This window comes from Aquimarina litoralis (genome assembly GCF_039523995.1).
Classification (GTDB): domain Bacteria; phylum Bacteroidota; class Bacteroidia; order Flavobacteriales; family Flavobacteriaceae; genus Aquimarina; species Aquimarina litoralis.
Genome location: NZ_BAAAGE010000001.1, coordinates 1,142,108 through 1,160,588, shown reverse-complemented (window position 1 = coordinate 1,160,588; position 18,481 = coordinate 1,142,108). Strand labels below are relative to the sequence as shown.

Sequence of the window (18,481 nt, the reverse complement as noted above, 5' to 3'; positions counted from 1 at the left end):
GAAACTTTCGTTTCTGGGCTTTTTGTATATTACCATTCCTAACATTACAAGTTTGTATCATATATGAAACACTTTGAGACCGATAGATTATTATTAATACCCTCAAGTATCGGAGACGCTTCGTTTTATTTAGAACTTCTAAATACACCAAAGTGGTTACAAAACATTGGTGATCGCAATGTAAAATCTATTGAAGATTCAAAAGCTTATATAGAACAAAAAATGCTCCCCCAATTAGAAAAACTTGGGTTTTCGAATTATACGGTAATACGAAAATCCGACAACATAAAACTTGGGTGTTGCGGTCTCTATGACCGAGAAGGAATTGATGGATTTGACATAGGTTTTGCCTTTCTACCGGCATATGAAAAAATGGGGTACGCTTACGAAAGTGCTTCTAAACTAAAACAAGTTGCTATTACACAATTTAAAATCAAAAAAATTAGCGCTATTACAATTCCAGAAAATAAATCCTCTCAGAAGTTATTGGAAAAACTAGACTTCGATTTCATAAAGATCATTACAATTCCTAATGACGATGAAAAATTAATGTTATATGAATACAAAACTAATTCGTAGCATCATATCATACCTATAAAATACAATTATACACTCTGGTTCCATATTTCATAACTATGAAAAATAAATATTCACTTCTTGTCTTAATATATTTTATCTACATAGGTTTCAGCTATTCGCAGAAAACGAATAATGATACAAAATTCATAAGCTATGAAGTTGATCTAAAGAATCAACAATTACATTTCTTTTGGAAAAATAGAAACAATAAAAATTATGAAAGTTTTCAGAAGCTTAAGAAAGCCCTAAATGATGATGGCAAGGAGCTCATTTTTGCTATGAATGGAGGAATGTATAAGAAAGACTTATCTCCACAAGGATTGTATATAGAAAATAGTATTATAAAATCGCCACTAGATACTATTCAAAATGCATATGGCAACTTTTATCTACAACCGAATGGGATTTTCTATATTACCCAAAATACCCCACATATTGTAACTACCAAAAACTTCACTTTTGAAAAAAATATAATCTATGCCACCCAATCAGGTCCTATGTTACTGATAGAAGGAAAAGTTCATGAGAAATTTAACCAAGGATCACCGAATGTTCATATTAGGAACGGAGTTGGAATATTACCAAACGGTAATTTATTATTTGCAATGTCCAAAGAAAGAATAAATTTTTATGACTTCGCTTCCTACTTTAAGGAGAAAGGTTGTAAGAATGCACTATATTTGGATGGTTTTGTATCAAAAACCTACTTACCCTCTAAAAGCTGGGAACAAATAGAAGGTAACTTTGGTGTTATTATCGCAGAAATCAAATAACTTTAAAATATAAAAAACCTGTTAAGCTCTATAGACTAACAGGTTTTTTATATTCATCGCGACTTGGGGAGGTTGCGATTTATTAACAACAAAAAATCACATAACAAAAAGGTAAACTTTTCGTTAAAACAAAAATACTTTTTTTGCTAAATACATACAGTTAGAAATCAATTCGATTGTAGGTTTAACTGATTTCTGAATACGATTTAAACGCTTTTTCATAATAGGGCAATGTGTGAGGGTTAAAAATTTAATTAATTTTTAAAAGAGAACATTTAACTGTACTACTTTCAAGGGATTGCTAATATCCAAAATTAATTTGAAAATTACGTTTAAATACAATTAAAATCGACAAAAAACACAAAATTTTAACATTTAATAACATTTAGAGCCTATTTACAAGTTAAAGCAAAGGTTTAGGTAAGATAAAAATGTATTTATTAAGTAAGTATTATCTTACAAATATTGTTTTTTTGTAAGTCTATCTTTACAAAAAAATACAACCCCATTGATTATTCGTTTTCTAAACTTAGAAAAGTGTTCATTTCTACATAGAATTCGATTTGATCAATCTAAAATCATTTCCGGCACATTTTCTTCAATTATTAGCTTTCCTTCGGTAGCTTTTTGAATTTCTTCTACACTTACTCCTGGAGCTCTTTCTAACAATTTAAAACCATCTTCAGTTATACTTAATACCGCTAAATTAGTAACTACTTTTTTCACACATTTCACTCCTGTTAAAGGCAAAGAACATTTAGAAAGTAATTTAGAAGCACCTGCCCTATTTGTATGCATCATGGCTACGATGATATTTTCTGCACTAGCCACCAAATCCATTGCACCCCCCATTCCTTTCACCATCTTACCAGGAATTTTCCAGTTTGCAATATCTCCGTTCTCTGCCACTTCCATTGCTCCCAAAATAGTTAGATCTACATGTTGACCACGAATCATATTAAAACTTGTAGCAGAATCGAAAAAAGAAGCTCCTGGCATTGTTGTAATTGTCTGCTTTCCTGCATTAATGATGTCTGCGTCTTCTTCTCCTTCGTAAGGAAAAGGCCCCATACCTAATACTCCATTCTCACTTTGAAACTCCACTGCAATCCCATCTGGTATATAATTGGCTACTAACGTTGGAATTCCAATTCCTAAATTCACAAAATAACCGTCTTCCAGTTCCTTTGCTATACGTTTAGCTATTCCGTTTTTATCTAACATATGATTTATCTTTTTCGTACTGTTCTTTGTTCTATTCTTTTTTCATAGTTCTTTCCTTCGAAAATCCTTTGTACAAAAATACCTGGGATATGAATATGATCAGGATCTAGTGTTCCTGCAGGGACTAGTTCTTCCACCTCAGCCACTGTAATTTTTGCCGCTCCACACATGCAAGGATTAAAGTTTCTTGCCGTTCCTTTAAAAATCAGATTACCGGCCTCATCACCTTTCCAGGCTTTAACAAAGGCAAAATCAGCTTTAAAAGCTTCTTCGAGTATGTACATTTTGCCATTAAACTCTCTTGTCTCCTTCCCTTCTGCTACTTCAGTTCCATATCCTGCAGGTGTATAAAATGCCGGAAATCCACCTTGCGCAGCTCTACATCTTTCTGCTAATGTTCCCTGAGGGATCAACTCTACATCCAATTCTCCGCTTAACATCTGTCTTTCGAATTCATCATTTTCTCCTACATAAGAAGAAACCATTTTCTTTATTTGCTTTTGCTGTAGTAGCAAACCTAATCCAAAATCATCTACACCTGCGTTATTAGAGATACAAGTTAACCCTTTGATGTTTTTTCGGACTAATTCTGCTATCGCGTTTTCTGGTATTCCACAAAGCCCAAAACCACCTAGCATAAAAGTCATATCATCTTTGACTCCTTCGGTAGCTTCCTGAACTCCGTTAACTATTTTACGAATCATATTATTCTATTTTTAGCGGATTAAATGTACCAAAAAAAACAGTACTAAAACGTTTGAAAACTTATAGTTTTGGAAATATTTAAGAGATAGAGAAATACGTTTTAAAAGCGCAGCTCGTCTTCGTACTTAACCTCTTTTTTATAAATATCGCAATCTAATTCCGCAGAAAGATTTTGTGGTTTTTTAAATTCTGATTTGGATATATTTAAGACCGGATCTTCATAACATTTTCTCATATAAAGTGCCCAAATTGGCAATGCCATTGTAGCCCCATTCCCATAGGTAATTGATTCGAAATGGGTAGAACGATTATCACCACCAACCCAGACTCCCGTACATAAATTTGGCACGATTCCCATAAACCATCCATCACTTTGATTCTGGGTAGTTCCTGTTTTACCTGCTATAGGATTCTCAAATTTATAAGGATATCCTGTTACCAACTTCTTATAAACGTATGAATTAGAAGCTTCAGTCCGTAATCGTTTTCCTGAACCTGTTTCTGTTACTCCCTGCATCAAATTGAGTGTTAGATAAGCAGATTCTTTATTTATAACATCTTTTTTGTTCGGAACATTCTCATATAATAAAGCTCCATTTTTATCCCTTATATGAGAGATAATATAAGGTTCACTATAAATTCCCTCATTTGCAAAAACGCTATAAGCTCCAACCATTTCCGAAAGTTTTATAGCCTCAGTCCCTAGAACAATAGAAGCAACTGTATCCAAAGGAGTGGTAATACCCAACTTTTTTGCAAGATTAATCACAGGTGCAGGTCCGATTCTATCAATTAATCTAGCTGAAACTGTATTAATCGATCCTGCCAAACCTTCTTTTAATGTAACAGAGCCCGTATAATTATTATCAGGATTTGTTGGAGTCCAATCCTCTCCAGAAACACCATGTCTGCCCACTGGTATAGTAATTTTTGCCCTAGGTATCCTATAACAAGGAGCATAATTCAACTGATCTATAGCGGTAGCGTATACCAAAGGCTTAAATGTAGAACCTACTTGTCTGGCTCCCTGATTTACATGATCATATTTAAAATATCTGTTATTAATTCCACCTACCCAAGCTTTAACTTCTCCGGTGTGAGGATCCATTGACATCAATCCTGTATGTAAAAACCGTTTATAGTATAGGATAGAATCCCTAGGCGTCATGATCGTATCGATAGTTCCTTTCCAAGAAAATACCCTCATTTTGGTTGGCTTATCAAACGAAGCAATAATCTCTTCTTCACTCACACCTTGCGATTTCATTATTGCTCTTCTCGAAGAACTTTTAATCGCTCTATTTACGATATCTTGTATTTGCCCAGAAGAAATACCTCTAAAAGGTGAAGTTCTATTAGCTTTTTCTTGTTTATTAAACTCCTCTTGGAGATTCGTCATGTGTTCTTTAACGGATTCTTCTGCATACTTTTGCATACGAGAATCTAACGTAACATAAATCTTTAGTCCATCTTTAAAAATATTATGAAACTCTGTATTACCATTATTATCTTCACCTTTTGGATTTTTCTTAATCCAAGCTTGGACTTTTTTCTTTACGACATTTCTAAAATAGGTAGCATTTCCTTCGGAATATCCTTCGGGAGTATACTGTAATTGAATAGGCAACTTCTTAAGACTATCCTTATCCTTAAATTTTAGATATCCATATTTTGCCATTTGCCCCAGAACCGTATTTCTCCTGTTCAGAGCACGTTCAGGTTTTGTAATAGGATTATAATACGTAGCGCTTTTCAACATTCCTATAAGCACTGCGGCTTCTTCTATTTTTAGATCCTTGGGCTTCTTATTAAAATAAATTCTGGATGCTGATCCTATACCTATTGCCTGTCTCGCAAAATCATATTTGTTCAGATACATTGCTATGATCTCATTCTTCGTATACTGCCTTTCTAGACGTGCAGCAATAACCCACTCCCTAATTTTTTGAGTATACTTATCAATATTTTTTGATCTAAGACCTATAAAAAGTAATCTTGCTAGCTGTTGCGTAATGGTACTAGCCCCACCTTTTTTTCCTAATGATGTAAATGCTCGTAATGTACCTCTAGCATCTACTCCAGAATGCTCATAAAAACGTGCGTCTTCAGTAGCAATTAGAGCATCTACCAAATGTTGTGGTAAATCATCATATACAATAGGAGTTCTGTTTTCGTTTGGTTGAAAAATTGTTCCCAACTGCACACCATCTGAAGAAATTATTTGTGCTGCTAAATCCGTTCTAGGATTTTCCAGATCTTCAAAAGTTGGCATTTTTCCAAGAACACCCCAACTAGCCAAAAGAAATAACATAATCCCAATGCCGACCAAAGAAACAAAGCTGATCCAAAAACACTTGATATATAGCCTCTGATCCAGATTCACAAATCCTTTTTGTTCTTTTATGCTTGTATCCTTGTTCTCCATCATGGATAACAGAAATTTATTTTAAAGACCGAATTCGTCTTCTACTGGATCTTCAACCTTAATCCTTTTCTTAAACTCTTTACAATCGACCTCAATGGTTAAGTTTTCAGGTTTACTAAAAGCTGATTTAGATACCTTTAGCGATTTATCTGCATAACATTTTCTCATATACAATGCCCAGATTGGTAAAGCCATAGTCGCTCCCTGACCATATCTAGTAGAATTAAAATGTGTAGCACGATCATCACCACCAACCCATACACCTGTACATAAATTTGGCACAATTCCCATAAACCATCCATCACTTTGATTCTGAGTAGTTCCCGTCTTACCAGCGATAGGATTTGTAAATTGATAAGGATAACCTGTTATTACGTTTTTATAATCGTATCTATTAGAAGGTCCCGATCTAAGACGAGCTCCGGATCCTGATTGTGTAACTCCTTCTAATAAATTTAACGTAACATAAGCTGCCTCCTTACTAATAACATCACGTGTTTCTGGCTCGAATTGGTATAATGTTGTACCATTCTTATCTTCAATACTAGTGATCATTACTGGTTTATTATAAATACCTTCATTAGCAAAAGTACTGTAGGCGCCTACCATCTCTGATAGTTTAAGATCTACAGATCCTAATGCAATGGACGCCACTTCAATAATTTCTGATTCAACGCCAGATTTTTTTGCTAATCTCACAATGGGTTCAGGCCCAATACGATCCATTAAACGTGCAGATATCGTATTTACCGATTTTGCCAATGCTTCCTTTAAACTTAGATATCCCGTATAATCAGCATCACTATTCTTTGGAGTCCAATCCTCCATAACTCCATGAGATCCCGCTGGTATTGTAATCTGTGACATTGGGAGTGTGTCGCAAGGAGATAATTTTAATTGATCAATTGCAGTAGCATACACAAAAGGCTTAAATGTAGAACCTACCTGACGTGCTCCTTGATACACATGATCATATTGAAAATGCTTAATATCTACTCCCCCAACCCAAGCCTTAACTTGTCCCGTTTGCGGTTCCATAGACATCATTCCAGATCTTAAAAAACTCTTATAATACAAAATAGAATCCCTAGGAGTCATAATGGTGTCTATATACCCTTTCCAAGAAAATACCTTCATCTCCGTTTTAACGTCGAAAGATTTTACAATCTCCTCTTCGCTTTTATTTTGAGACAACATCTTTTTTCTTCTCGCAGAACTTCTAATGGCTCTTTTGATAATACCATCCACTTCTTGTTTTGTAAGGTCTCTAAACGGTGCCGTTTTATTTTTCTCTTCCTGCTTATCAAATTCTTTCTGAAGATTTGCCATATGCTCCTGCACCGCCTCTTCAGCATATTTTTGCATTCGAGAGTCGATAGTTACATTAATTCTTAGACCGTCTCTATAAATATTATAAAACTGAGTATTTCCCTCTTCATCTTCTCCTTTTGGATTCTTCTTTACCCAATTTCCCATCCAACTTCTTACATATTCTCTAAAGTAAGTTGCTATTCCATCCGAATGTCCTTCTGGTGAATAATCTAACGTTAAAGGCAACTGCTGCAAGCTGTCTTTTTCCTTTTCTGTGATGTATTCATATTTTGCCATTTGTGACAGTACGACATCTCTTCTATTTTTAACTAATTCTGGACGTCTGAGCGGATTGAACAAAGAAGAATTTTTTAACATCCCTACCAATACCGCAGCTTCTTCCTGTTTTAACTCTTTAGGAGTCTTATTAAAATAAATTCGACAAGCAGAACTAATTCCAATGGCCTGATTAAGGAAATCATATTTATTAAGATACATTGCCATAATCTCGTCCTTAGTGTACTGTCTTTCCAGTCGTGCTGCAATCACCCATTCTTTAATTTTTTGGGTATATCGTTGCCAACCACGAGATCTTGTGCCTGTAAAAAGAAGCTTAGCTAATTGCTGTGTAATCGTACTAGCTCCACCTTTACTTCCCAAAAATGTAACAGCTCTTAACGTACCTCTAGCATCAATCCCAGAATGATCATAATAACGCACATCTTCTGTGGCAACTAAAGCTTCTACTAACTTAGGAGATAAATCTTCAAAACTCACTGGAGTTCTGTTTTCCTTGAAAAAAGTTCCTATTTGTTTTCCGTCTGAAGAAATAATCTGAGTCGCTAAATCATTCTGTGGGTTCTCTAACTCATCAAAACCAGGCATCTCACCAAAATATCCCCAACTTGCAAAAAGAAATATCAGAATTACCAGGCCAATTCCCGAAGCAAAAGTGATCCAAAACCACTTAATATATTTTAAAACACTGATTTCTTTTGATGCCGACTTTTTCCTAGTCGATTTAGGTGTTGCTTTTGCCATTATTATTTAGGATTTTGTGCAAATTCTATTCTAAAACCAATATCTGTAATTCCTTCGAGTTCATTAATACCAAATGCCTCTCCGTTTTTTCTCATAGCATGCTGAAGCGTAACTTTATACACCCCATTTTCTGTAAAACTAACGTTCTCCTTATACCACAGCTTATTCTCTTTTACATCAGAAAAACCTACTCCTAACCATTCTCCATTTGGTTTTGCCATTTCATATTCTAATGTATCTGTAACAATCTTACCGTTTGGAAATTCCATTTCACTAATCAAGAAAAGGTTACTGAATTTATAATCATTATTATTTCTTATATTAATGAATAAGTTATAGTTTTCTATAGAGTCTAATTCTGGTAAATTAAAAGTAACTTTTTCTTGTTTTTCCCAAGAACTGGAAACTGTTTTATATTCATCAAAAACCCTTGCATCATCGCATGAATACAAGCCAACACCTAAAAAAAGTAGTATAATAAGTCTAAGATTTATCATTATTTTTTCGTTGCTGTGGTTTTCGTTTTTTATTACGTTGATTATTCTTTTTCCTATTAGAATTTTTAGTATTGGTATTGGAAGGATTCTCTTTAGTTTTTTGCGGGTTTTGCTTTTTAGCAGCAGTATCTGCAGTAACCTTTTTCTTATTTCTATTCCTATTCTTATTTCTTCTTCTTTTACTTCTTTTAGGTTGATCAAATCTTGTTAAACTATCTTGTCCTACAACGTTTTCAAAATCTACTTTAGTATCTTCTAATAGTTCAGAAGCAAATTCCTCTAGACCAAGTACTTTTTCATTTTTCTTGTTAGCCTCTATAATTTCGTTTGCATGATCCGCAGATATTTTATGCCAATTCATCCATTCTCCTTCATAAGCATACCATAAGTATCCTTTGAAAATATCAATTTTCTGGCAAACAGCTGTACCCTTTTCGGTTTGCAATTTTACTTCGGTCTTTGGAAACTCTTTTAGTGCATCTATATAAGCATCCAATTCATAATTCAAACAACACTTTAATTTCCCACATTGTCCTGCTAACTTTTGAGGATTAAGAGATAACTGCTGATATCTAGCAGCACTAGTATTCACAGACCTAAAGTCTGTAAGCCATGTAGAACAGCACAATTCGCGACCACAAGATCCAATACCTCCTAAACGAGCTGCTTCCTGACGAAAGCCTATTTGTCTCATTTCTATTCTAGTACTGAATTCTTGTGCAAACTCCTTAATAAGTTGCCTAAAATCCACTCGTTCCTCGGCAGTATAATAAAAAGTACATTTGGATTCATCTCCCTGAAATTCTATATCAGAGATTTTCATTTGCAAGTTTAAACGAATAGCAATTTCTCTAGACCTAACCTGAATCTGTTTCTCACGATCCCTAGCTTTTTGCCAGATATCAATATCTTTTTGCGATGCTTTCCTGTAAATCTTTCTTACATCATCACTATCGATATCTACCTTTTTCTTTTTCATTTGGATACGCACCAATTCGCCTGTAAGTGATACGATACCCACGTCATGACCAGGAGAAGCTTCTGTAGCAACAATATCTCCTATACTCAACGATAAATTTTCTGTATTTTTAAAGAAGCTCTTTCTTCCGTTTTTAAAACGAACTTCTACACAATGAAAAGGAGCTACACCACTTGGAAGTGACATATTAGCTAACCAATCAAAAACAGTTAACTTATTACAACCATCTGTGCCACAAGTACCATTATTCTTACATCCTTTTGGCTGTCCGTCTTTCCCGGAGGAACAACTACTACACCCCATATACCTCTATATATTATAATTTGCTCGCAAAATATGCAACAAATATGATTCCTACTCAGGTCGGATGTTCATCATCCAACATTCACTTAATCGATAAAGATACTATAAAAATATATAAGCTGTAATATCTTATACAAGCTAACTCCTATCTCAATTAAGTTGCTGCAAAGATACTTTTAAAAGAAATGTATTCGCAAATCACATTCCTGATTTTTTATTTAGTTAAAAAAACGTTAAAAAAGAAATCTACAGGTATCACATCCATAAATCAACACACCAGTTAAAGTAAGGCATCTATAATTTCAACAATTACAGAAAATTTCCCTTACAAAAAATAACAAACCTAATTATAAAACAAATCGTAAAATTACTAGTCAGTCAAAACATAAAAATTCAAAATCATGAAAAAAATAAATTTAATTTTAATTTTGTTAGGCATTTTTACAATGAACATTTATGCCAACAATAATCCGAAAATAGATACGGAATCGTTGAAATTTGATACCGTAGAAACCAAAAAAGACATCAATATCTTAAATGATGATGTTTTCACTGTAACCTGTAGTGCAACAGTGTCTTACGAAGGAGTAGTAGTAAGAACCTTTACTCGAACCGCATCTGCAGGAACGTTAAGAGAAGCAAGAACAATGGCTTGTGGAAGAGCACAATCAGCTGCCAACAATTATATTGCAGGACAAGGAGGTACTCCACCAACACCAGGCGGAGGACATAATGAATAATAAATAAAATGTAACATTCATCCGACTGACTAGTAATTATTATTAAAAGACTTAAATAATTTATCACATGAAATACACTCTCACTTTATTTATTTTTATATTCAGCATTCGCTGTGGTTTTACTCAAGAAACTACTTATGTTATCGATTACGATCTAAAAAAGGCATTTAAACAATTACCAACTTCTTCAACTTTTCCATCTTCCCTTTTCATTCAAACAGGCAATAGTACTTTATACCAAGTAAAATATGGAGTTACCCCAGAAGAAAAAGTTGAAGATCCAAACAACCTACCACAAGGAAATGTTATTGTTGTTGAAGGATCCGACGCTTTCTATTTCCGAAACGAAGGGGATACAACATTAATTTACGATGACCATATTATATTTAAACACTTTACTGTTAAAGATGAACCGAAATTTAATTGGACATTAACCAAAGATTCAAAAAAAGTATTAGGATATAACTGTCAAAAAGCAACTGCTAATTTTAGAGGGCGAACATATGAAGCGTATTTTACAACCGATTTGGGGATACAAGGAGCTCCTTGGAAATTTCATGGGCTTCCAGGCGTCATATTACATGTATATTCTATAGATGGGGTTTTTGAAATTACCGCAACTGGAATCAAAACCTTTAATGATATAGAACCTTTAGAAAATCCATTGGATACCACAAAAATGATTACTTGGAATCAGTATAAGAAAAAATATGAAAGAAAGTATTACGAGCTTATGAATATGGTCGTTGGTAGTGGTACTGGAGACTACGACTCTATGCCAAAAATGCAATTAGAATTATTGGTCGAGGATAGAAATTAATTTAATGAAGATACTAAAAAGCTCATAAGACATTTTGTAATACTATTACTTTTTATTGTGATTTCTTTGCAAGATATCTCTGTAAACATGGTTATTAACGATTTTAAAGACCAGAAAACTATTGAAAAAATACATTCTTAATAACCTAGAGTAGTAAGATACCTTATACCGTTGGCATAATTGTTAGATCTTTAACTCAAACAAAATAGTTAGAACATAATGAGGAAAGGAGATAGTCCACCTACAAGGCGAACAATAAAAATGATAAATAAAATGTAACATTCATCCAACTAACCAGTAACTATTGCTAAACAACTTATGTAATTTATCACATGAAATACACTCTCACTTTATTTATTTTTATACTCAGCATTCACTGTAGTTTTGCTCAAGAAACTACTTATATCATCGATTATGATCTTAAAAAAGCCTTTAAACAATCACCTACTTCTTTTACATCTCCTTCTTCTTTATTTATTCAGCCTAAAAATAGTGCGCTATATAAGATAAAATATGGAGCTACCCCAGAAGAAAAAGTTGAAGATCCAAACAACCTACCACAAGGAAATGTTATTGTTGTTGAAGGATCCGATGCTTTTTATTTTCGAAAAGAAGGGGATACCACATTAATTTACGATGACCATATTATATTTAGACACTTTACCGTTAAAGATCAACCAAAATTTAATTGGACGTTGACTAACGATTCAAAAAAAGTATTGGGATATAACTGTCAAAAAGCTACTGCTAATTTTAGAGGACGAACATATGAAGCATATTTTACAGCCGACTTGGGGATACAGGGAGCTCCATGGAAATTTTATGGGCTTCCGGGTCTCATCTTACATGTATATTCTATTGATGGGGTTTTTGAGATTACCGCAACCGGAATCAATACCGTTAAAGATATAGAACCATTAGAAAATCCATTAGATACCACAAAAATGATTACTTGGGAGCAGTATAAGAAAAAATATGAAAGAAAGTATTACGGGCTTATGAATATGGTGATCGGCGATGGTCATGGAAATTCCGCATCTATGCCAAAAATGCAATTAGAATTATTGGTAGAAGATAGAAACTAATTTACAGAAGAGACTAAAAAACACATGAGACTTTTTTTAATACTATTCTTTTTTGTGATGATACCTTTTTGGATACAATCGCAAGATCTATCTATAAATGGAGTTGTTACCTCTTTAGAGAACGGAAAAACCATTGAAAACATCAATATTTTGGTTAAAGACTCCATATCAAACACCATAATTAGTTATGCAATAAGCGATCATGAAGGCAAATTTAGTATGAAAATTGGATCTGACATTGCTAATTTATACATATCAATTGTTGACAGTAGATATGAAAACTACAAAAAGCCCCTAGAACATAGTAAAGAAAACAACTCTCAAATCCTTACACATCATATCAGCCTTCAAAAGCGAATAATCCCGTTGGAAGAAGTCTATATTGTTTCAGAACGAAAAACACGAGTCAAAAATGACACAACCTTTTATAAAGTTTCCTCATTTGTAACAGGAGAAGAAAAGGTGATTGAAGATGTTTTAACCAAATTACCAGGCATTAAAGTAATGGAAGATGGAAGAATAAAATTTAAAGGAAAAGAAATAGAAAGTGTTCTTATAGAAGGAGATAATTTATTCAACCATGATTATACTCGTGGTACAAGAAATATTAATATAGGTATCATTGACGAGATACAAGCACTGGAAAACTTTTCTGAAAATAAATTGCTTAAAAATATAGAAGATTCGCAAAAAATAGCTCTGAATCTTACCTTAAAAAAAGACGTTTCTGATATCTCTACAAATACTGATGTAGGATATGGATATAATGATGAAAGGGATATAAATCTAAATGCACTTTTAATCTCTAAAAGTATTAAAGCATTTTCATTTGTAGAACATAACAACATTGGAAAAAGCACAAGTAGTATTTCGAGAGAAATATCTGGTTTAAACAATTCTAGTAGAAGAAATCAGCTTAGGGCTACTAATATGTTAGATATTCAAAATATCAGCACTCCACTATCCCAAAAAAGAGCGAACATCAACAATGCTTGGGCTGGAGCTTTTAATGGTTTATTTAACCTTTCCTCTACTTCAAAACTAGCGGTCGATTATATATATTATGATGATGTTTTAAAACGAACACAATCCAATCAGGTTGAGTTTACTTTCGACAATGATCCCTTATTAGCTATTGATAACACTAGTATAATTAATAAAAGGCCAGTTATTCACAATGCCAACTTAAGTATCACACAAGATATTTCAAACAAATCCATTCTAAAATATCAAGGTGAATTTTTATGGGAAACCATTGACTTGAGTTCTGATATCTTAAATAATGATGAAATACAATCTTCTCTATTTAATGCTAAGAGTACCTTTTTGAACAATTCAATCGAGTATACTCAAAAAACAAATGAGAAAACTGCGTTTCAATTTATTTCCACCTTAAGCTATGACGATTCTGCACAGGATTATTCCATCGCGCCAGGATTAAGCCTAGACAATAATAGTATTGACGATACGGACAGTACAATTCAAAATATCATTTCTGAAAAATTAAGATCCGAAAATCATTTTTCGTTTTTTCATAAAAACAACCGAACAAAGTTTCATATTAAAACGGGGTTAGAGTATCAAGAAGAAAAATTAAATACTGATTTGATCGATGCGGATTCTAATACTTTTCTTAACGATCTTACTTACCAACAACTAAATCCATTCTTACAAGTTCTTTTGACATTAAAAACAAAAAAATGGACTGTTAGAGCCTTTCAAAACACTAAATATTTAAACCTTGACCTCACCAACCTTGGTTTAGGAAAACAACAATCAAACCGATTCGTTTTTAATCCTAAACTAGATTTAAATTTCAAACCATCTTTGCAATCTACTTTTAGTTTTTCTTACTCCTATAATGAGTTTCCCCAATCAGTCTACAATTTACATCCTGAAAGTATTTTAACATCATTCAGAAGCATAAGAAAAAACACTGTAGATTTAACCACGAAAAAGGTAAATAACAGTTCTATTTCATTTAACTATGCAGATGCATTTAATTCTTTGAATTTTAATATAACCGGATCGTACAATAATATTCAGGACAACTATATTTTTAATCAGGATATCAATAGAGATATTGCAATTTCTAGTTTTTTTATTGCAAATAATAGTGATAAAAATTACACCATTTCATTCAATCTCAACAAAAACCTAGCTTTTATAAGAACCAATACAGAACTAAATTCTAGTTACTCTATATCGAAATACAGAAATTTGGTCAATAGTTCTGACATAAGAAATAATACTTCTAAAAACCTTACAAATACATTAGTCCTAAAAAATGGCTTCTTTAAAAAGAAAGTTATTTGGATCAATACTTTCGAGCATCAAAATTCTAATTTTGAAACCGAAAGTGGTTTAACAAATAAACTGAATTCCTTTAGATATCGAACAAAAATAACGTATCAGCCTTTAAAAAAGTTAACTTTAGGTATCAACTATGATTTCTATAATCCTTCATTAGAAAATACAAAGTCTAAAACTTTTAGTTTTTTAGACACTTCGCTAAATTATCGAATTAAAGATGATATTGATTTTACTTTAACAGGCAATAACTTACTCGGAATAAAAGATTACGTTATAAACACCAATTCTGATTTTTCTACTGCAACCTCAACTTTTAATTTAATCGATCGTTATATTATGTTAAAATTATCCTTTAAATTTTAATACTTCAGAACGCCCTTTCTTAAATATCTTATTGCTATTCCCTTTTCCTTTACGAAGTGCTTTTTGCTCTTCATACGGCAAACTGTTAATGTCCTTGCATTCCACAGAACAACAATTATCCATTTTTGCAGCACATTCTGGACATTGAATAAACAACAAATGACATGCCTCATTAGCACAGTTTACATGGGTGTCACAAGGTTTTCCGCACTGATGACAATTAGAAATAATGTCATCTGATATTCTTTCGGATCTTCTATGATCAAAAACAAAGTTTTTCCCTAAATATTTATTATCCAATCCTTTTTCTTCCACTTGCCTAGCATATTCTATAATACCACCCTCTAACTGAAATACTTTTTTAAAACCTTTATGCTTATAATATGCACTTGCTTTTTCACATCGGATTCCACCTGTGCAATACATCACCAGGTTTTTATCCTCTTTGTGCTCTTTTAAGTCTTCTTCTATAATATCTAATGAATCTCGAAATGTATCAACATCTGGAGTGATAGCTCCTTTAAAATGTCCTATTTCACTTTCATAGTGATTACGCATATCCACCAAAATAGTATCGGGATCTTCTATTAATTGGTTGAATTTTTCTGCATCCACATGTACTCCTTTATTGGTAACATCGAACGTATCATCGTTTAATCCATCCGCGACAATTTTCTTACGAACTTTTACCTTCAACTTTAAAAAAGATTTTACATCTTGCTCTCTTGCAATGTTTAATCTTACATTTTCTAAAAATGTAATGCTATCCAGATGTTCTTTAAAAGCATTAAAGTTAGGTGCAGGAACCGATAATTGACCGTTGATTCCTTCATTGGCTACATAAATTCGACCGAGTACATCTAATTCATTCCAATTAATAAATAAGTGATTTCTGAAAATTTCGGTGTTACCGATGTGTGCGTATTTATAAAAAGAAAGCGTAAGACGATCCGTACCTGCATCATCAATAAGGGCTGCTCTCTCTTTTGCACTTAATTTATTGTACAGTTGCATGCTATACTAATTTTTAAGTTAGAGAAATAATTTAATTTTTTGCAAAAGTACAAATCCTGCTATAATATCCAAGAGTATGATTGTTTCCATAAAAAAATGCCTTGAAAACCACTTCAAGGCATTTTTTGGCTAATTCGTTATTTGAATAATTATTTCATATAAACGATTAAAATCAAATAAAGAAGCTAGCCACCTTCTACTATACAACAACTAATTTTAGCAGTCATATGTCCATAAAGGTTATGTCTTACGACTCTTTTAAGAAACTTCATCTACATCTTCTTTACGCACAATTGTTCTAGTATTGCTTTCTATGTAGATACAAGGAAATTAAAAAGGTTGCGTCGAATATTAAAAAAATTATGAAGCATTAAATCCGTTTTATGCACTAGAAAAATCTATTCCATCTTTTAGCTATTGCAAATACTAACTCTTCACTAGGTTTTTTGATATAACCATATCCCTTGTCAAGCTTAGGATAAACTACTATGCTGAAATCAAGAAAAAGCTAGTCTTTATGGGATCTAAAAGATTCATTACGAAGTTCTATGTCATAAAGCTGATTACAGAACCAGATCATTGTTAATAAATTAGTTGCCTAAGTTGAATATTTGAAAGTATTATGCAAAAAACTTGTAGTATTTTAGCAAAAATCAATTACAAAAGAGAGTCAGCGCATGAGTACTGAAAAAGAAAAAGATGCAAAATTAAAAGCGTTAAAACTAACTTTAGATAAGCTAGATAAAGCTTACGGTAAGGGAACTGTAATGAAAATGGGAGATGATGCAGTCCAGGAAGTAGAAGTTATTCCTACAGGATCTCTAGGTTTGGATTTAGCACTTGGAGTTGGAGGATATCCTAAAGGAAGAGTTATAGAAATTTTTGGTCCGGAATCTTCTGGAAAAACCACTTTGACATTACATGCAATAGCGCAAGCTCAAAAAAATGGAGGTATTGCTGCATTTATAGATGCGGAACATGCCTTTGATAGGTTCTATGCAGAAAAATTAGGAGTAGATATTGACAATCTTATAATTTCACAGCCTGATCATGGTGAACAAGCTTTAGAAATCGCTGACAATTTGATCAGATCAGGAGCAATTGATATTATCGTAATTGACTCCGTTGCAGCCTTAACTCCAAAGAGTGAAATCGAAGGAGAAATGGGTGATTCTAAAATGGGACTTCATGCTCGATTAATGTCTCAGGCACTACGAAAATTAACTAGTTCTATTAGTAAAACTAATTGTACAGTGATATTTATCAATCAGCTTCGTGAAAAGATTGGGGTTATGTTTGGTAATCCAGAGACTACCACTGGTGGTAATGCGCTTAAATTTTATGCATCTGTAAGATTAGACATCAGAAGATCTACACAGATTAAAAACAGTAATAGCGAAGTACAAGGAAATAAAACACGTGTTAAAGTCGTAAAAAACAAAGTAGCTCCACCATTTAGAACAGCAGAGTTTGACATCATGTACGGAACAGGAATTTCCAAAACTGGAGAAATCATTGATATAGGTGTTGATTATGAAATCGTAAAGAAGAGTGGATCTTGGTTTAGCTATCAGGACACAAAACTTGGGCAGGGAAGAGATTCGGTAAAATCATTACTTAATGATAATCCCGAACTTATGGAAGAATTAGAAGAAAAAATAAAAGAAGCTATTAAAATTGTAAGCGAATAGACAATTTTAAAATTTTATACAAAATCCCGACTTTTCGGGATTTTTTTATTTAAAACACCAAACCAAAACAGATTTCACGGTAGAAACAATAAATTTTCAAAATCTACTGTTTTTTTTATACTTTAAACGCAACCTTCATCCCAACTACTCATCTATTATGTAGAATTTGGTACGTACAACCCCAAAGTTAGTAGTATGAAAAGGATTAAAATAATAGTATTAACCATTTTAACAGCTTGTTTATCGAGCTGTTTAACAGATGATGATTTAGGCATTAATTTCTCTTACGAATTAATACCTATAGAACAAGTTGATATTCCTGATGAATTTACAAGAGGAGAAACCTATGAAATAACTGTTTCGTATTTTAGACCTTCAGATTGTCATTCATTTAGTGGCTTTGATTATGATAGATTATCGAATGAACGTACAGTTTCTGTAGTAAATGTTGTTGTAAATGACCGAGAATGTGAAGACCTATTACAAAGTGATCTTATCGACGCATCAATTGACTTTATCGTTGGCTTTGAAGATTCATATGTTTTTAGATTCTGGCAAGGAAGAGACGCTCAAGGAGAAAATCAATTTTTAGTACGGGAAATTCCAGTCGTGGATTAA

15 protein-coding genes are annotated in these 18,481 nt (G+C 33.0%); 8 read left to right on the top strand and 7 right to left on the bottom strand.

What is annotated here, in order from left to right; translation table 11 throughout:
- Positions 1-63 precede the first annotated feature (63 nt).
- Together ABD077_RS04590 and ABD077_RS04585 are read left to right on the top strand one after the other, a co-directional pair.
- Positions 64-579, top strand: a complete 516-nt coding sequence (locus ABD077_RS04590) for a GNAT family N-acetyltransferase (protein ID WP_343910930.1) — start codon at positions 64-66, stop codon at positions 577-579.
- Between the two features lie 56 nt (positions 580-635).
- Positions 636-1,352, top strand: a complete 717-nt coding sequence (locus tag ABD077_RS04585; protein WP_343910929.1) for a phosphodiester glycosidase family protein — start codon at positions 636-638, stop codon at positions 1,350-1,352.
- A gap of 567 nt (positions 1,353-1,919) precedes the next feature.
- Here ABD077_RS04585 and ABD077_RS04580 read toward each other — a convergent pair.
- The 6 genes from ABD077_RS04580 to ABD077_RS04555 form a co-directional block, all read right to left on the bottom strand.
- A complete protein-coding gene (locus ABD077_RS04580; protein WP_343910928.1) occupies positions 1,920-2,576 on the bottom strand; it encodes a CoA transferase subunit B in 657 nt (218 codons plus the stop codon).
- Positions 2,577-2,581: 5 nt separating this feature from the next.
- Positions 2,582-3,280, bottom strand: coding sequence for a CoA transferase subunit A (locus ABD077_RS04575; protein ID WP_343910926.1), 699 nt, complete (start codon positions 3,278-3,280; stop codon positions 2,582-2,584).
- A 101-nt stretch (positions 3,281-3,381) separates the two neighbouring features.
- Complete coding sequence (locus tag ABD077_RS04570) at positions 3,382-5,706, bottom strand: transglycosylase domain-containing protein (RefSeq protein ID WP_425545857.1); 2,325 nt, start codon at positions 5,704-5,706, stop codon at positions 3,382-3,384.
- A 21-nt stretch (positions 5,707-5,727) separates the two neighbouring features.
- A complete protein-coding gene (locus tag ABD077_RS04565) occupies positions 5,728-8,058 on the bottom strand; it encodes a penicillin-binding protein 1A (protein WP_343910922.1) in 2,331 nt (776 codons plus the stop codon).
- Positions 8,059-8,060: 2 nt separating this feature from the next.
- Positions 8,061-8,555: a gliding motility lipoprotein GldH gene (locus ABD077_RS04560; protein WP_343910920.1), complete on the bottom strand. Its 495-nt coding sequence runs from the start codon at positions 8,553-8,555 to the stop codon at positions 8,061-8,063.
- Entirely contained in the window at positions 8,542-9,837 is a 1,296-nt protein-coding gene (locus ABD077_RS04555; RefSeq protein WP_343910918.1) for a PSP1 domain-containing protein, read from the bottom strand. The genes ABD077_RS04560 and ABD077_RS04555 overlap by 14 nt, the downstream gene beginning before the upstream one ends.
- Positions 9,838-10,238: 401 nt before the next feature.
- Between ABD077_RS04555 and ABD077_RS04550 the strand changes: the two genes are divergently transcribed.
- The 4 genes from ABD077_RS04550 (at position 10,239) to ABD077_RS04535 (ending at position 15,158) form a co-directional block, all read left to right on the top strand.
- The gene (locus tag ABD077_RS04550; protein WP_343910916.1) at positions 10,239-10,577 is read left to right on the top strand and encodes a hypothetical protein; all 339 of its coding nucleotides are present in this window, start codon (positions 10,239-10,241) and stop codon (positions 10,575-10,577) included.
- A 67-nt stretch (positions 10,578-10,644) separates the two neighbouring features.
- Entirely contained in the window at positions 10,645-11,397 is a 753-nt protein-coding gene (locus ABD077_RS04545; protein ID WP_343910914.1) for a GLPGLI family protein, read from the top strand.
- A 332-nt stretch (positions 11,398-11,729) separates the two neighbouring features.
- On the top strand, positions 11,730-12,482 hold the full coding sequence (locus tag ABD077_RS04540) for a GLPGLI family protein (protein WP_343910912.1): 753 nt from the start codon (positions 11,730-11,732) through the stop codon (positions 12,480-12,482).
- 24 nt (positions 12,483-12,506) lie between these two features.
- Complete coding sequence (locus tag ABD077_RS04535; RefSeq protein WP_343910910.1) at positions 12,507-15,158, top strand: TonB-dependent receptor; 2,652 nt, start codon at positions 12,507-12,509, stop codon at positions 15,156-15,158.
- Here the strand turns inward: ABD077_RS04535 and trhO are convergent.
- Positions 15,141-16,172, bottom strand: a complete 1,032-nt coding sequence (gene trhO, locus ABD077_RS04530; RefSeq protein WP_343910908.1) for an oxygen-dependent tRNA uridine(34) hydroxylase TrhO — start codon at positions 16,170-16,172, stop codon at positions 15,141-15,143. The genes ABD077_RS04535 and trhO overlap by 18 nt on opposite strands.
- A 677-nt stretch (positions 16,173-16,849) precedes the next feature.
- Here trhO and recA point away from each other — a divergent pair.
- Both recA and ABD077_RS04520 read left to right on the top strand, forming a co-directional pair.
- Positions 16,850-17,863 (top strand): recombinase RecA, encoded by a 1,014-nt coding sequence (gene recA, locus ABD077_RS04525; RefSeq protein WP_299610768.1) that lies wholly within the window; start codon positions 16,850-16,852, stop codon positions 17,861-17,863.
- Between the two features lie 195 nt (positions 17,864-18,058).
- Complete coding sequence (locus tag ABD077_RS04520; RefSeq protein WP_343910906.1) at positions 18,059-18,481, top strand: hypothetical protein; 423 nt, start codon at positions 18,059-18,061, stop codon at positions 18,479-18,481.

Coding starts and splice junctions, on each gene's coding strand:
- ABD077_RS04555 (WP_343910918.1), bottom strand. CDS start 9,837: ATGGGGTGTAGTAGTTGTTCCTCCGGGAAAGACGGACAGCCAAAAGGA.
- ABD077_RS04560 (WP_343910920.1), bottom strand. CDS start 8,555: ATGATAAATCTTAGACTTATTATACTACTTTTTTTAGGTGTTGGCTTG.
- ABD077_RS04520 (WP_343910906.1), top strand. CDS start 18,059: ATGAAAAGGATTAAAATAATAGTATTAACCATTTTAACAGCTTGTTTA.
- ABD077_RS04550 (WP_343910916.1), top strand. CDS start 10,239: ATGAAAAAAATAAATTTAATTTTAATTTTGTTAGGCATTTTTACAATG.
- recA (WP_299610768.1), top strand. CDS start 16,850: ATGAGTACTGAAAAAGAAAAAGATGCAAAATTAAAAGCGTTAAAACTA.
- ABD077_RS04580 (WP_343910928.1), bottom strand. CDS start 2,576: ATGTTAGATAAAAACGGAATAGCTAAACGTATAGCAAAGGAACTGGAA.
- ABD077_RS04575 (WP_343910926.1), bottom strand. CDS start 3,280: ATGATTCGTAAAATAGTTAACGGAGTTCAGGAAGCTACCGAAGGAGTC.
- ABD077_RS04535 (WP_343910910.1), top strand. CDS start 12,507: ATGAGACTTTTTTTAATACTATTCTTTTTTGTGATGATACCTTTTTGG.
- ABD077_RS04585 (WP_343910929.1), top strand. CDS start 636: ATGAAAAATAAATATTCACTTCTTGTCTTAATATATTTTATCTACATA.
- ABD077_RS04545 (WP_343910914.1), top strand. CDS start 10,645: ATGAAATACACTCTCACTTTATTTATTTTTATATTCAGCATTCGCTGT.
- ABD077_RS04565 (WP_343910922.1), bottom strand. CDS start 8,058: ATGGCAAAAGCAACACCTAAATCGACTAGGAAAAAGTCGGCATCAAAA.
- ABD077_RS04570 (WP_425545857.1), bottom strand. CDS start 5,706: ATGGAGAACAAGGATACAAGCATAAAAGAACAAAAAGGATTTGTGAAT.
- trhO (WP_343910908.1), bottom strand. CDS start 16,172: ATGCAACTGTACAATAAATTAAGTGCAAAAGAGAGAGCAGCCCTTATT.
- ABD077_RS04590 (WP_343910930.1), top strand. CDS start 64: ATGAAACACTTTGAGACCGATAGATTATTATTAATACCCTCAAGTATC.
- ABD077_RS04540 (WP_343910912.1), top strand. CDS start 11,730: ATGAAATACACTCTCACTTTATTTATTTTTATACTCAGCATTCACTGT.